The following is a 14,517-nucleotide window of genomic DNA, read 5'->3' as shown; positions in this document are numbered from 1 at the left end:
AAGGGAGCAGCCCACAGAAGGGAGCAGCCCACTAGCCGCTGCTAGTCGATAATCGCACCGACAATCGTGCCAATACGTCCCAAGTGCTCAACCTCACTTGGCAGGAAGTCTGGCCCGCCGGGCCGGCCAATAACGAGAACGAGGCCCTTGCCCATTGGGGTAGCGGCAATGGAGGAGTCCATAACCGTCCAGTCCTCCGGAAGCCACGTTTCTTCGTCCGGATCCAGGTTTCGTGGCGAGTCAATCGGGGCTTCCGGCAGAGTCCGGCCGTTATCCTCTGGAGCAGCGGTAGAGGAAGCGCGACGTACCCACCGGCCATCGCTCTGTTCGCCGAGGACGATAGCCCAGCCGGCAGTCATAGTCTGAGGCAGGCCGTCGACGACATCTCCGAGGGCACGATCCAAATTCTTCGTGTGCTGTGAGAACTTGGCCAGCAGCGCAATCTGTCCGCGGCGGTCGACCGAGCCGGAAAAAGGCCTAATTGAATCGACTTCCACTCCGCTAATGGACTGAGCCGCCGTAATCAGTGTGTCTGGGAGCAGGCCCATGGGCAGGTCAACCACGATGTCGTCGACAACAACGCCATTAGCGCCGTAATCTACGACATCGACACTGCGAATATCACCCTCTACTTCGCCCAGGGCAGCCGCGACGTAGCCAAGTGCGCCTGGTTCGTCGGGAAGCTGGATGCGAAGGAGGTAACTCATGGCTGTGTGTACAACCTTTCGAATAATTGAGAGTGATTCTTGCGGTGTAACTATAGAAGTAGTGATTTAGGCTACAGGGTAAACCTTTGAAATGTAAGACCCTGCGGACAACTGCTTGGCGACAACGACTACTGTTGGCAAGTACAGCCCGCTCGCGCGGTTCAAAATCAGTTTCAACTAAACTTCTGTGCACTAGCTTCGTACGAAGAAATGAAAGGGGTACTAGCGTGCCAGCTATCTCACGCGATGAGGTCGCACACCTAGCGCGATTGTCCCGTCTGGCTCTGACTGACGCGGAACTCGACGAGTTCGCCGGTCAGATCGACGGCATTATTAACCACGTCCAGGCCGTTCAAAAGGTGGCTGCGGATGATGTGGAACCGATGAGTCACCCCTCTTCGCTGTCCGGTGTGATGCGCGAGGACGTCGTCAAGCCGACGCTGACTGCGGAGCAGGCGCTGGACCAGGCGCCGTCGCAGGACCGCCAGCGCTTCGAAGTTCCCCAGATTCTCGGCGAGTAGGAGTACGTGGAAGAAATGATTGCAGCTAACCCGAACCTGCATGCCGCTGTTGCTGAGGACCCGATTCTGGGGCTGAGCGCTTTTGAGCTCGCACAGAAGATTCACGCTCGTGAGCTGACCTCGGTAGAGGTCACCCAGGCGTTCCTCGACCGTATCGCGGCAATTGATGAGGACATTCACGCATTCCTGCACGTCGGTGCCGAAGAGGCCCTGGCTGCAGCTCGCAAGGTCGATGAGTCGCTGGATGCTGGCGAGGAGCCGGCCTCCGCGCTGGCCGGTGTTCCGCTGGCGCTGAAGGATGTCTTCACTACCACCGATGCGCCGACCACCTGCGCTTCCAAGATGCTCGAGGGCTACATGAGCCCTTACGACGCAACGGTTACTGCCAAGCTGCGTGCAGCTGGCATCCCAATTCTGGGTAAGACCAACATGGATGAGTTCGCCATGGGCTCGTCGACTGAAAACTCCGCTTACGGCCCGACTCACAACCCGTGGGATGTTGAGCGCACCGCAGGCGGTTCCGGTGGTGGCTCTTCCGCGGCGCTGGCCTCCGGTATGGCTCCGCTGGCTATCGGTACTGACACCGGTGGCTCGATTCGTCAGCCAGCAGCTCTGACCGCAACGGTCGGCGTGAAGCCGACCTATGGCACGGTATCCCGCTACGGCCTGGTCGCTTGCGCCTCCTCGTTGGATCAGGGTGGGCCGACCGCGCGAACCGTTCTGGACACCGCGCTGCTGCACGAAATCATTGCTGGTCACGACGAGAATGACTCGACTTCCACGGAGCAGCCGATTGCCGATGTGGTTGCTGCTGCCAAGGAAGGTGCTACCGGTGACCTCACGGGGGTTAAGGTCGGCATCGTCAAGCAGTTCGACCGCACCGAGGGTTACCAGGCCGGCGTACTGGACAGCTTCCACGAGGCCGTCGACAAGCTTAAGGAAGCTGGCGCAGAGGTGGTCGAGGTCGATTGCCCGAACTTCGACCACGCACTGAGCGCGTACTACCTGATTCTGCCGTGTGAGGTCAGCTCCAACCTGGCTCGTTTCGACGGCATGCGTTACGGCCAGCGTGTTGGTGATGACGGTTCGCACTCGGCCGATGAGGTCATGGCTATGACCCGTGCCGCTGGTTTCGGCGATGAGGTTAAGCGACGCATCATCATTGGTACCTACGCGCTATCGGTCGGTTACTACGATGCCTACTACATCCAGGCACAGCGCGTCCGTACCCTGATTCAGCAGGACTTCGAGCGGGCCTTCGAACAGGTAGATGTCCTGATCTCGCCGACCACTCCGACCACTGCGTTTAAGTTGGGCGAGAAGGTTGACGACCCGCTGAGCATGTACATGTTCGACCTGTGTACTCTGCCGCTCAACCTGGCCGGCATGTGTGGCATGTCCGTGCCGTCGGGCCTGGCTGAAGACACCGGCCTGCCGGTAGGCCTGCAGATTATGGCTCCGCGCCACGGTGACGATCGTCTGTACAAGGTCGGCGCTGCCTACGAAAAGGTTCGCGGCTCGATTGCATAAAGACGCTCAATAAGCCTTAGTCGGTTTTCTGCAACCGTCGTTTTCTCACTGAAGTGGGAGAGCGGCGGTTGTTGTCGTGTCGGGGAGAGTTTCATACATACGCAGGAACGCAAACATGGAGAGAGTTAGATTTAAAAACCCACCGCGGTTTATGCCTTGGATCTATGGGCTGGTCATTGTCATAGCCATTGCCGTCAGTCTGGTCGCTGCGGTGGTCTTCGGCTCGGCGGATATCACCTGGTCCACCACGACACAGGTCATTTCGCATCACATCTTCGGCATTGAGCTCGATGAATCTGTGCCCGCCAGTTCGGACACCATCGTCTGGAATCTCCGCGCTCCCCGGGGTATTCTCGCAGCGATTGTAGGGGCGGGGCTAGCTGTCTCCGGTGTGGCTATGCAGACATTGGTCCGTAACCCGTTGGCAGACCCATATCTGCTAGGTATTTCCGCCGGCGCCGGTGCCGGTGCGACCGCGGTGATTATCTTTGGTGCTTTCTCCGGTAGCCCCATCGCGCCGCTGACATTCGGTGCACTCCTCGGTGCAGTAATGGCCACCCTCGCGGTCGGTGCTTTCGCCACTGCAGGCGGTGGGCTGACTCCGCTGCGTTTGGTGCTCTCCGGCGTTGTGCTCTCCGCTGCGTTTTCCGCGCTGAGTAGCTTCATGGTCTTCGCTGGGCCAGACCCGAGGGCCGCGCAGTCCGTGATGTTTTGGATGCTGGGCTCTGTTGCCGGTGCGACATGGCTGAAGACGCTCTTCCCGCTCATTGTCCTCATCGCAGTACTGTTGTTTTTCCTGGTCAAAGCCCGTCATCTGGATGCGCTGGCAACTGGTGAGAGCACCGCAGCGGCCGTAGGTATTGATGTTTCTCGGCTACGCACACAGGTATTTGTGCTCCAGGCTGTCCTCGTTGGCACGCTCGTTGCGGTCTCTGGCGGCATCGGGTTTGTCGGCCTGGTGATTCCACACTTGACCCGCATCTTGGTAGGGGCCACGCACCGCGTTGTCCTACCGGTTGCTGCCCTCATGGGTGGACTGTTTCTCATCTGGGTGGACATCATCGCGCGCGTAGTGGGCGGAAGCCAGGAAATGCCGCTGGGAGTAGTCACGGGATTGGTTGGCGCACCACTTTTCCTCTACCTCATGAGCCGCTCGCACTACAGCTACGGAGGTGCTGAGTAAATGAGCGCTCTACCAAAATCTGTACTCGCCGCTAAAGATATGCGCTGTGATATCGCTGGGCGCACCATTGTCAGCGGAGTCAACCTCAACTTCGGTGCAGAACCCATGACCGCCATCATTGGTGTTAACGGCGCGGGTAAATCCACGTTGCTGCGTGCGCTCGGTGGAATCACGAAACCGGCCACGGGCGAGGTCGAGATTAACGGCAAATCGATGAGCTCAATCAGCTCGAAGCACCGCGCCCGCGATCTGGCTTTCGTCGCGCAAAACGAGGTTCCACCCGCCGAAATGCGCGTGCGCGACTTTGTCTCCCTGGGGCGCTTGCCCTACCAGCGCCTTTTTGGTGGCAACACCGCCGAGGACAATTCCCACGTCGACCGTGCGCTGGAGCTCGTGGGGTTGGAAGCGGTTGCGCAACGCCTGTGTGGGCAACTCTCGGGTGGGCAACGTCGTCGCGTGTGTCTGGCGCGTGCCATCGCCCAGGACTCGCCAATCATGCTTCTCGACGAGCCCACTAACCACCTCGACGTGCGCCATCAACAATCCGTCCTCCGTCTGGCCCGCTCCAGCGGAGCGTGTGTCATTGCCGCGATCCACGACTTGGACCTGGTGATGAACCACTTCGACCGCGTCATCGTGGTCGCGGACGGCGGTATCGCGGCCGACGGCATTCCCGCAGAAGTGCTTACCCGCGACTTTGTCGCCCAAATCTTTCAGGTTGAATCCTGTCAGCTCAATTCCCCCGCTGGCCGCCGCCACCTCGCAATCGATAGCGAGCTGGATGCTGCCACCATCAACTAGGAGTACTCCCTTGAATAACGCACATGCTTTCCGACGTCCCCTTCGTGCCTCAGCAGCTGGTATCGCTGTGGCTGCTCTGGCATTCGGAGCCGCCGCCTGTGGCTCTGATGAGGGAACGCAGGCCTCGTCGTCAGGCCTTACCCTCACCAACTGCGGTGAAGAAGTCAGCTACCCGGGTGTAGCTAAAAAGCTGCTGATTAATGACGGCAATATTGCTTCGCTGGCGCTGGCTGTCGGTGCTGCGGATGAGATCACAGCGGTGAGCTCTATGGCCTCGCATCTGCCGGTGTTGACCGCAGCTTATGGCGATGCAATTGCGCAGAAGCCAGAAGTTGCGAAGGAATACCCGAATCTGGAGCAGGTCATTGCGGCCGAACCGGATGTGATGCTGGCGGGCTGGGGCTATGGCTTTAGTGAAGACAAGGGCATTACCCCGGAATCGCTTTCCGAGCACGGTATCGGTGCCTACACCCTGACGGAATCTTGCCGTACTGGTGACGCAGCCTCGGCGGGCAAGGAAGGCAGTGGCGACCCGGGGCATACTCGTGGTCTGGTGGATCCGTGGGAAGCTGTCAAAATTGATTTGAAGAATATCGCTACCTTGACCGGACACGACGGTGAGGGCGACAAGGTTATTGCAGATATTGATAACCGACTGCAAGCCCTGGATGCCGCGCCAAAGGGAGATAAGAAGCCAGTGGGCTTCCTCTTTGATTCTGTCGGTGAAGCACCAATTACCTCGGGTTCCTTTGGCGCACCGCAGGGCATCCTGGAAAAGGCCGGTGCAATCAATGCGACCGAGTCGATTAAGGACACTTGGACTACGACCTCCTGGGAGCATGTCGCGGAGATGAATCCTGACTTCATCGCGCTTGTGGACTACCCAGGTCAGACCTTCGAAGAGAAAATCAAGGTTTTGCGCACGAATCCGGCAACGAAGGATCTCGAGGCGGTCAAGGAGAACCGCTTTATTAACCTGCCGATTGCATTGTGGACGGAGTCTCCGCTGAACGTCGATGCCGCAGAGTACGTGCGCAAGGCGCTCGAGGAATATGGTCTTGTGCCGGCGTCGGAGGTGACGACGAAGATGGAGCTACCGTCTGAGCTACCAGGGCAGGAGTACCTGCAGAAGTAGTTTCGACCAAGGCCGTCAAGCACGAACTGACTAACGCGACTAAGGTGGGCATCATGCGAATTGCGACCCTTACCTCCGGTGGAGATTGTCCCGGTCTGAATGCCGTTATCCGTGCAATTGTCCGTACCAGCTCGAGCGAGTACGGCTCAACCGTCGTCGGTTTTGAGGACGGTTGGATTGGTCTTATGGAAGACCGTAGGGTCCAGCTTTACGACGATGAGCGGATTGACCGTATGCTGCTGCGTGGCGGCACGATGCTGGGCACCGGCCGCGTGCATCCGGACATTCTCATGTCTAACCTCGACCGCATCAAGGAAAATCTCTCTGATGCGGGCATCGATGCCCTGATCCCAATCGGTGGCGAAGGTACGCTGAAGGCCGGCAAGTGGCTTTCGGACAATGGGGTGCCGGTCGTCGGTGTTCCGAAGACTATTGATAATGACGTCAACGGTACGGACTACACCTTCGGTTTCGACACGGCTGTGGCTGTTGCCACCGACGCGGTTGACCGTCTGCACACCACTGCGGAATCCCACCAGCGCGTCATGATTGTTGAGGTCATGGGTCGACACGTGGGCTGGATCGCTTTGCATGCGGGTATGGCCGGCGGTGCTCACCACATTGTCATTCCGGAAAAGCCATTCGACATCAACGAGATTGTGAAGTCGATGGAGCGCCGTTTCCAGATGGGTGAGAAGTACGGCATTATCGTCGTCGCTGAGGGCGCCACCCCGAAGCCGGGCACCATGGAGTACGAAGAGGGCGGTGTCGACCAGTTCGGCCACCAAACCTTCAACGGCATTGGTCAGGTTATTGGTGCGGAGATTAAGAAGCGCACCGGGTACGACGTTCGCACCACGGTGCTGGGTCACATTCAGCGTGGCGGTACGCCGACTGCGTACGACCGCGTGCTTGCTACCCGCTACGGTGTCCACGCCACCCGAGCAGTACACGAGGGGGACTTCGGCAAGATCGTCGCTCTGCACGGTGAGAACATCGAGCGTATCGACATCGACGATGCGGTTGCTGAGTTGAAGGTTGTGCCGGATGGCCGTTACCGCGCAGCTGCTGCGCTGTTTGGTTAAACGCGTCGGTTAAGCACGCGTTGCTAAACATTTAGGCACATCTTCGTAACAAAATAGGCATACTGCCCGAGCTGGTGTATCAATCACCAGCTCGGGCAGTATGCTTTGTAAGGTTCCGGTTTTTGAAAAATAGACTTATATTTAGGATTTTCTCGTTATGTGGAAAAGAGCCACAACAATCGCGATGGCCTTTGTCGGCCTAACTGTCGGTGCCGGATTCGCATCCGGCCAGGAAATGATGCAGTACTTCGTGGCATTTGGCACTAACGGCTTGTGGGGCGTGGTACTTGCCTCCGTCGTGATGATTGCCAGTGGCCTGGCAGTGCTGTCAATTGCCAGCTACTTGCAGGCTGATGAGCACTCCGAGGTCTTCGACGTAATCACCCGCAGTTGGGTTTCGAAGATTTTGGATATCGCCGTGATGATCACGCTGTTCTGTACCGGCTTCGTCATGTTCGCCGGTGCCGGTGCGAACTTGAACCAGCAGTTCGGACTTGAGGTGTGGATTGGCGCCGTCATCATGGTTGCCCTGACTTTGGGTGTAGGCATGCTGGATGCCGACAAGGTCAGCCGCGTGATTGGCATGATCACTCCATTCATTATCGTGTTCCTGCTTGGAGCCGGTATCTACACTTTGTTCACCACCGACACGTCGATGTCGGAGGCCGCGCAGTACACCAATGAACTGTCGACATCGCTGCCACACTGGTCTATTTCTGCCCTGAACTATGTCGGTTTCTGTGTGATGGTGGCCGTATCGATGTCGATTGTCATCGGCGGTAGCTACCTGAACCCGCGTGAAGCTGGCATCGGTGGTCTCATGGGCGGGAGCATCTATGCAGGTCTGCTGACGCTGGTGACCTTTGCCCTCTTCTTCAAGGTCAAGGATGTTGGCCACGAAGATATGCCGACCCTGGCAATCGTCAATGACATCCACCCGGTCCTGGGTACCGTGATGGCAATCATCATCTACGCCATGATTTTCAACACGGCCATTGGCATGTTCTACGCGTTGGGCCGCCGCCTAACACGCAATACCCCGCAGCGTTTCCGCCTGGTATTCATCGTGACGGTGCTGATTGGTTTTGGCCTAAGTTTCTTTGGGTTCAAGGCCCTGGTTGGCTCCATCTACCCGGCCCTTGGCTACGTCGGTATCGCTCTTATCGTGATTCTGTGTGGTGCGTACCTGGCTGGACGTAACAAGCTGATGGAGGAGTCGAAGCGTCGCGGCCGTATCCGTAAGCTCGCACGCCGGAAGATGCACCCGAACAAGAAGTTCACCACCGCCGATCAGAAGAAGCTCGACCGCGCTTTGGCCAACTCCAACATTTCCAACGTCGATCTTCAGGAGAGCGTCCGCGACGACATCGTCGAGGAACTGGTCAGCGACGATAATGTTGAATTCACCGAGGATGACGCCGAGCGCATCGTAGAAAAGGATAATGAGCGCCTGGAGAAACTTTCCGAAATCGAGGAAGCCTCCGATGATGACAATCCTCGCGAGACCGCGAGGGACTCCTTCCCAGGCGAGGCCACAGCCACTGCGCCGAAGAAGCTTGCCGGACAGACTAAGAATGCATTCAAGCGCGTGGCTCACCCTAAGCCGAAGAAAGAAAAGTAACTAGCGCGACTAGGCAGCTCGAAAATTTAGGCAGCTCGAAAATAGAAGGCATCGCACCGGTAGGGAAGGGCGATGCCTTCTTCGTATGTGTGCCCCAAGTGTTCGTGGAGATACCAATGCAAGTTCGCCTCCACCTTGGCGCGAGTGGCGGGCTTGGAACGAAGCCAATAGGAACGGGTTCGTGCCAGCAGCACGATGTCCTCGATGGTCAGTGTCTGCTCCCAGGCCAGACGCACCTCATCGACTAGCTCCAGCTCCGGGCCAACCTCGGGGTAGAAGCCGGGACGCAACACGTCGCCGGCGTGCATTATGCGGCTGAGCCGATGCACCCACGGTACGGAAACATCCAAGGTGTTCCACACCAACATAGCCACGCTATCCGCGCGTAGCACCCGAGTGAGTTCTTTACTTGCAGCTGTCGGGTCCACCCAGTGCCATGTCTGCGCACATGTTGCTACATCGACGCTGTTGGACTCCAGTCCCGTGCGCTCCGCAGTGCCTTCCAGGCATTCCGCCGCTGGCACATTGTGCATCAGTGCTTGCCGCATCGCGGTGGAGGGATCGAGTGCCAGCAGGGTGGCATCGCGGTAGACGTCGGCAAGCGAGGCGGTGAGCTTCCCAGTGCCGGCGCCGATATCGGCGACTACCTGTGGGTGCGGTGCGAGACGGGTAAGCGCTTCGATGACGGTTGGAGGATATCCGGGGCGCACGCGGTGGTAGCCCGTGGCTCCGTCGGCGCTTTCCTGCAGGTCGTTGTCGAAAGTAGCGCCTGCGCGGTGGCGGTCAGCGGCGTCGCGGAACGTTGGCGTATCGCGTGCTGACGTCGGTGGAATCGGTGGGTGTTCGTTAACTCCGGGCACGACTTATACCCTAGGGCACGCCTGCGGGGCCATCGCTAGTAGACTCTACAAACATGACCGCTGCATACGCTGATGACTTGATGGACTTTGATGAGGTCCTCGAACGTTTTGACCCGGTAATGGGCATGGAGGTTCACGTCGAGCTCTCGACGAATACCAAGATGTTCTCCTCCTCCTCGGCGCACTTTGGTGCCGAGCCGAATAGCAACGTCGATCCCTGCAGCCTCGGCCTACCTGGCGCGCTGCCTGTGGTTAACCGTCAGGGCGTTGAGTGGGCCATCAAGATTGGCCTGGCGCTGAACTGCGAGATTGCTGAGTCCTCCCGCTTCGCGCGCAAGAACTACTTCTACCCGGACCAGCCGAAGAACTACCAGATTTCGCAGTACGACGAACCAATCGCCTACGACGGATATCTTGACGTTCAGCTTGACGACGGCACGGAGTTCCGTGTCGAAATCGAGCGCGCTCACATGGAAGAAGACACCGGCAAGCTGACGCACTTGGGCGGTGCCGATGGTCGTATTCACGGCGCCACGCGTTCGCTGGTGGACTGCAACCGCGCAGGTATTCCGCTGATTGAGATCGTTACTAAGCCAATTCTCGGTGCAGGGGAGCGTGCCCCAGAGGTTGCTCGTGCGTACGTTTCTGCGCTGCGTGACCTGGTGAAGTCCCTCGGTGTCTCCGATGCCCGCATGGACCAGGGCTCGATGCGTGTGGACTCCAACGTTTCCCTGCGCCCAATCGGCCAGGAGGAGTTCGGCACTCGTACCGAGACTAAGAACATCAACTCCCTGAAGTCGGTTGAACAGGCTGTTCGCTACGAGATGCAGCGCCAGGCTGCTGCGATTACTAATGGCGAGGAGATCGTTCAGGAAACCCGCCACTACCAGGAGACCGACGGCACGACCTCCAAGGGCCGCCCGAAGGAATCGCAGTCGGATTACCGCTACTTCAACGACCCGGATCTGCCACCTGTGATTGCGCCGCGTGAGTGGGTGGAGGAAATCCGCGCAACTCTGCCGGAGCTGCCGTGGGTGCGTCGTGCCCGTATTCAGGAAGAGTGGGGTCTGAAGGACGAGGAAATGCGCGACCTGGTTAACGCCGGCGCTCTCGACCTGATTGTCGACACCGTTGAGGCTGGTGCCGGCCCGGCTGAGGCTCGTTCCTGGTGGGTCGCTTACCTGGCGCAGAAGGCCAACGAGGCAGGCGTGGAGCTGGCTGAGCTCGCGATTACCCCGGCACAGGTTGCACGTGTGATTGCACTGATTGAAGAGGGCAAGCTGACCAACAAGCTGGCCCGTAAGGCCGTTGACGGCGTGCTCGCAGGCGAGGGCGATGTTGATGAGGTCGTTGCTGCCCGTGGCCTGGAGGTCGTTCGCGACGACGGTGCTATTGAGAAGGCCGTCGACGATGCACTGGCTGCTAACCCGGACATCGTCGAGAAGTACCGAGCTGGCAACAAGAAGGTCGTCGGTGCCATCGTGGGGCAGGTCATGAAGGCCACCCGCGGCAAGGCAGACCCGGCTCAGGTCAACCAGCTGATTGCGAAGAAGCTGAGCTAGCCTCCCTGAAAGCTAATCCGGGGAACCGCCGGCGGCACCATCGCTCGGCAGTCTGACGACGCGCTCGTCGGACTCCGACGGTTGTGCCCCGGCGGTTTTGTTGGTCGTGGCACCCCAAACTTCAATACCCTGATTTGCTGCGACAGCCGCTACATACGAGATGTGGCCGAAGTCGCCGTCGACAAGCACTTCAGGGGAACCCTTGACCTCCCACGCCGCGTCGGGCCCACTTGACTTCGGACCCACCGGCATGGAGATGACCTTCTGCGCGTCTGGGATGGCAATGACCACGCGGTCACCCATCACTGCGCATCCACCGATGGAATCGTTCAGGTCCACACCGCCGAGGGGATTAATCACAGGGCCGGTGAGCTGAACCAGCTGTGGGGTGCCGTCGAGAATGGCGGTTGCCAACGGCGGCATTCCGTCCGGACCATGGCAGAACTGCTGAAACTCAATGCCTGGATCTCCCACGAGCAATTTGCGCGGGGACAGGGTGTCCGAAGTTCGGTCAAAATAGATTCCGAGAATGCCGGGCTCGCTGAGGTCCGGAAGTTCGCGCACATCAGCGGTGCTGCCCTCCACGAGGGTGACGCGCGCAATGGTGTCGTCGTTACGCAAAACAAAGACCTGACGGTCCTCTTCAACCGAGGGACTGGGCAGCAGTTGTTTTGCAGGGGCGCCGAGCCGTGCGACCTCACGCGGTGTCTTACCCGGTGCGACAACGGTGAGTGCACCGTCGTCGGTGGCGACGAGAGCCTCCCCAGGGCCGGTTGAGGCTAGCGCGGTGGTAAGCGGTAGGCAGGCCGCGAGAGTGACATCGTCGAGGTCGCAGGGACCTTTGTCTTTGGCTTTGCTTTCCGTGGTTGGGACCGGGGTAGAGGGCAAATCAGGGGAGGAAAACTTCGGCATGGCAATGCCTGTCGGTTCCGACTTGTCTTCAGTAAACGGTGACTCAAGCGCGCTCGAGGCACTCATGCAGCCGGAAAGAGAGACCATCCCGACGACACCAGCGGCGAGCGCAGCACGACGACGCCGCCCGCGAGCGCGAGCCTGTGCACTGCTGGTGTGGACGAGGTGGAATCCCATAGGCATACACAATACAGCCTCGTTTCACGGCCACGCCTGCGACCAAAAGTGAGGCAGTAGATTTAATGTGGACGATGTGAGCGACTCAGAGAAGTACCCGAACGACCGCGCCCTCGAGAATGTGGAGGACGGATTCGATGACGATCTCGACGTCCCGACCTACCGCAAGCTCGCTGAGCCAATGAACGAAGAAACCAACCGTGATGACAGCGACAACACCGCAACGCAGGTTTTTCCGGGTGTGCCGGAAAAGCGCGTAGCGGAGGAGTCGGAGGCAGACCAAGAAAACCTGACTCCGGAACCTACCGCTGCATCAGAGACAGTGGCAGAGACAGAGGTTGAGCCGAGCTCGGAACCGGAGCCTGAAGTTCAGGATGAGCCGAAGAAGCGCTACGACGCCTACGCCGCTGCAGGCCGCACGGCACCTCAGGTGATTAGCCCTGCCGGTAAGCCTTCGCCGCGGGATGAGCAGGCTGAAACTGAGTCAGCGCCCACGGCTGATAAAGAGTCGGAGGTGGCCCCGGAGTCGGAGGCAACCGAAATCTTTGAGCAGCCGGCTCGTAGTGAGCGCGTTGATTCAGACGAGGATCTCAGCCAGCCGACGCAGGCCTTCTCGGCTTCTGAAGCGGCAGCAGCGTCCGCAGCGGGAGCTACTGCAAAAAAGTCGGAAGCACAGCCAGTATTCGACGATGAGGCGGAGCCGACCTATGACTCTTCACGCAATTCCGCAGCTGAGACTCAGTATTTCGATGAATCGGATTTCGCTGAACCGGCTGCGTCTCGCGATACCGCTGGTGCAGCTGGCGCCGCTGGTGTTGCAGGAGCAGGCGTAGGAGCCGCCGGGGCAACTGCTGCTACGACCACCGCCGCTGCTGACGACGATGAAGACACGGACTTCTACGACGACAACGAACCGGAGTTCCGTCGCGGTACCACTGACTTCGGCCTCCTGCTGCTGCGTCTTGGATTGGGTGCGCTACTGCTGGTCCATGGTCTGACAACGCTGCTCGGCTGGGGCAACTCCGGTGGCACCACTGCGCTGGAGACACAGTTTAGCCAGAACAACTTTGCCCTCGGCCCTGTAATGGCCACTGCCATCCCAACGGTTCAGCTTATCGCGGGTGCCCTGCTTATCTTGGGGCTCGCGACACCGCTGGCCGCGGCGTTGGCGCTGGCATTGTCCGCCTACCTCAGCATGTTTGATGTGGCTACCTCTGCCAATGGTGTGAATATCGTTGGCCAGGATTCCAGTAACCTCCAACTACAGCTGTTGATGACCGCCATGGCGCTTGGCTTGCAGTTCACCGGCCCGGGCCGTATCGGCATCGACTTCGGACGCGGCTGGGCTCGTCGACCACTGGCATCGTCGTGGATCTTCGGAATTCTGTCCATCGCCGCAGCAATTGGCCTGTGGTGGCTGACGACCGGCACGCTGCCGTTTGTTGGCTAAGGCGGCTCGCAGCTGCACAAACAGTCGAGCGACCTAAACTAGGTTCTCGGTTAGGGCCGGGGTACAATGCCCCCTATGCCAAAGTCGAGACACGTACTAAAGACCACCCTCGCGGTGGTCTTTTTCATGTCTTCGATAGGCGCTACAACGTCGATTCACTCACCTTCGACAGCCGCTGCCGGCGAGCACAATGAGGTTGCAGCCTCCGTCTCGTCGGCAAGCGTCTGGCCGACTCATGAGGTGAGTCTGCCGCGCATGAACCTCAACGCCGGAGGGTTGATTGAGACTGACCCGCGCACGCAAATGGCGGTGAGCTACGAGCCGGTGGGCGTGGGGTACAGCAGCCAGGCATCGCAACGCCCGCTGCCGGCGCTATCCCTGATTAAGTTGTATATTGGTCAGTATGTGCTCGAACACGGCACTGCCGACGATGCCGAGCGCGTCGAAAAGATGATTTCGCGTTCCGACGACGATTTGGCCGCCGACTTTTACCGGAAGTACCCGGAATCGGTCGATTCCATTGCGACCGAGTACGGCCTGTTCAACACTTCCGGCGGAGAAAAGTGGGGAGTATCGAGGACCACCGCGGAAGATGTGGTGTCTTTTATTTCCCAGCTTCGTCTGAAGCATCCTAATTCTGAGGTGCTCGAGGCGATGCGACACTGGTCGCCGATTGCTGCCGATGGCTATCGACAGAATTTTGGTCTTGCCGGGCTGCCCGGCTCTGAAGGCGCGAAAATGGGCTGGTCCAACCGGCGTTCGTGGCACTCTTCCGTTGTTTTTGGCCCCGGATATGTAATGGCGGCCATTACCGAGGGCGGCAAATATGCACACACCGAGGACGTCGCTGAGGGGATTGCCGACGTCGAGTACCGGGATTTGGTGAAGCCCACGCAGAAGACTGGGCGCAAAGCCACTCTAGAAACGCCTAAGGCCCGTGCGGTAAGCACAGGCCTTTAAGCGGGTTTGATCT

General features: G+C 59.1%; 13 protein-coding genes. 10 read left to right on the top strand and 3 right to left on the bottom strand.

Features of this window, described 5'->3' with window-relative positions; all coding sequences use genetic code 11:
* Positions 1 to 41: 41 nt before the first annotated feature.
* The gene (locus HMPREF2562_RS04245) at positions 42 to 707 is read right to left on the bottom strand and encodes an ACT domain-containing protein (RefSeq protein WP_048735304.1); all 666 of its coding nucleotides are present in this window, start codon (positions 705 to 707) and stop codon (positions 42 to 44) included.
* Positions 708 to 934: 227 nt separating this feature from the next.
* Here HMPREF2562_RS04245 and gatC point away from each other — a divergent pair, with 227 nt between their 5' ends.
* The 7 genes from gatC (at position 935) to HMPREF2562_RS04210 (ending at position 8,583) form a co-directional block, all read left to right on the top strand.
* Positions 935 to 1,228: an Asp-tRNA(Asn)/Glu-tRNA(Gln) amidotransferase subunit GatC gene (gatC, locus tag HMPREF2562_RS04240; protein ID WP_005509328.1), complete on the top strand. Its 294-nt coding sequence runs from the start codon at positions 935 to 937 to the stop codon at positions 1,226 to 1,228.
* 15 nt (positions 1,229 to 1,243) lie between these two features.
* Positions 1,244 to 2,758: an Asp-tRNA(Asn)/Glu-tRNA(Gln) amidotransferase subunit GatA gene (gene gatA / locus HMPREF2562_RS04235; protein WP_049172086.1), complete on the top strand. Its 1,515-nt coding sequence runs from the start codon at positions 1,244 to 1,246 to the stop codon at positions 2,756 to 2,758.
* Between the two features lie 115 nt (positions 2,759 to 2,873).
* Positions 2,874 to 3,941 (top strand): FecCD family ABC transporter permease, encoded by a 1,068-nt coding sequence (locus tag HMPREF2562_RS04230; RefSeq protein WP_370449368.1) that lies wholly within the window; start codon positions 2,874 to 2,876, stop codon positions 3,939 to 3,941.
* Positions 3,942 to 4,742 (top strand): ABC transporter ATP-binding protein, encoded by an 801-nt coding sequence (locus HMPREF2562_RS04225; RefSeq protein WP_049172090.1) that lies wholly within the window; start codon positions 3,942 to 3,944, stop codon positions 4,740 to 4,742.
* A 10-nt stretch (positions 4,743 to 4,752) separates the two neighbouring features.
* Positions 4,753 to 5,877, top strand: a complete 1,125-nt coding sequence (locus HMPREF2562_RS04220; RefSeq protein ID WP_049172092.1) for an ABC transporter substrate-binding protein — start codon at positions 4,753 to 4,755, stop codon at positions 5,875 to 5,877.
* Between the two features lie 53 nt (positions 5,878 to 5,930).
* The gene (locus HMPREF2562_RS04215) at positions 5,931 to 6,962 is read left to right on the top strand and encodes an ATP-dependent 6-phosphofructokinase (RefSeq protein WP_038628534.1); all 1,032 of its coding nucleotides are present in this window, start codon (positions 5,931 to 5,933) and stop codon (positions 6,960 to 6,962) included.
* Between the two features lie 157 nt (positions 6,963 to 7,119).
* A complete protein-coding gene (locus HMPREF2562_RS04210) occupies positions 7,120 to 8,583 on the top strand; it encodes a membrane protein (protein WP_049172094.1) in 1,464 nt (487 codons plus the stop codon).
* 26 nt (positions 8,584 to 8,609) lie between these two features.
* Here HMPREF2562_RS04210 and HMPREF2562_RS04205 read toward each other — a convergent pair whose 3' ends face one another.
* Positions 8,610 to 9,443, bottom strand: a complete 834-nt coding sequence (locus HMPREF2562_RS04205; protein ID WP_049194081.1) for a class I SAM-dependent methyltransferase — start codon at positions 9,441 to 9,443, stop codon at positions 8,610 to 8,612.
* A 53-nt stretch (positions 9,444 to 9,496) separates the two neighbouring features.
* On the opposite strand from HMPREF2562_RS04205, the gene gatB reads away from it, so the two are divergent.
* The gene (gene gatB, locus HMPREF2562_RS04200) at positions 9,497 to 11,005 is read left to right on the top strand and encodes an Asp-tRNA(Asn)/Glu-tRNA(Gln) amidotransferase subunit GatB (RefSeq protein WP_016422487.1); all 1,509 of its coding nucleotides are present in this window, start codon (positions 9,497 to 9,499) and stop codon (positions 11,003 to 11,005) included.
* A 12-nt stretch (positions 11,006 to 11,017) separates the two neighbouring features.
* On the opposite strand, the gene HMPREF2562_RS04195 is transcribed toward gatB, so the two are convergent.
* On the bottom strand, positions 11,018 to 12,094 hold the full coding sequence (locus HMPREF2562_RS04195) for a glucose dehydrogenase (protein WP_224783716.1): 1,077 nt from the start codon (positions 12,092 to 12,094) through the stop codon (positions 11,018 to 11,020).
* 76 nt (positions 12,095 to 12,170) lie between these two features.
* Here HMPREF2562_RS04195 and HMPREF2562_RS04190 point away from each other — a divergent pair, with 76 nt between their 5' ends.
* On the top strand, positions 12,171 to 13,544 hold the full coding sequence (locus HMPREF2562_RS04190) for a DoxX family membrane protein (RefSeq protein WP_246819324.1): 1,374 nt from the start codon (positions 12,171 to 12,173) through the stop codon (positions 13,542 to 13,544).
* 75 nt (positions 13,545 to 13,619) lie between these two features.
* Positions 13,620 to 14,504, top strand: coding sequence for a hypothetical protein (locus HMPREF2562_RS04185; protein ID WP_246819323.1), 885 nt, complete (start codon positions 13,620 to 13,622; stop codon positions 14,502 to 14,504).
* Positions 14,505 to 14,517: the final 13 nt, after the last annotated feature.

This window comes from Corynebacterium sp. HMSC077G07 (genome assembly GCF_001809225.1).
In the GTDB taxonomy this organism is placed as follows: Bacteria; Actinomycetota; Actinomycetes; order Mycobacteriales; family Mycobacteriaceae; genus Corynebacterium; species Corynebacterium jeikeium_D.
Note: the sequence above shows the minus strand (reverse complement) of the source record. Positions and strands in the feature narration are given on the sequence as shown.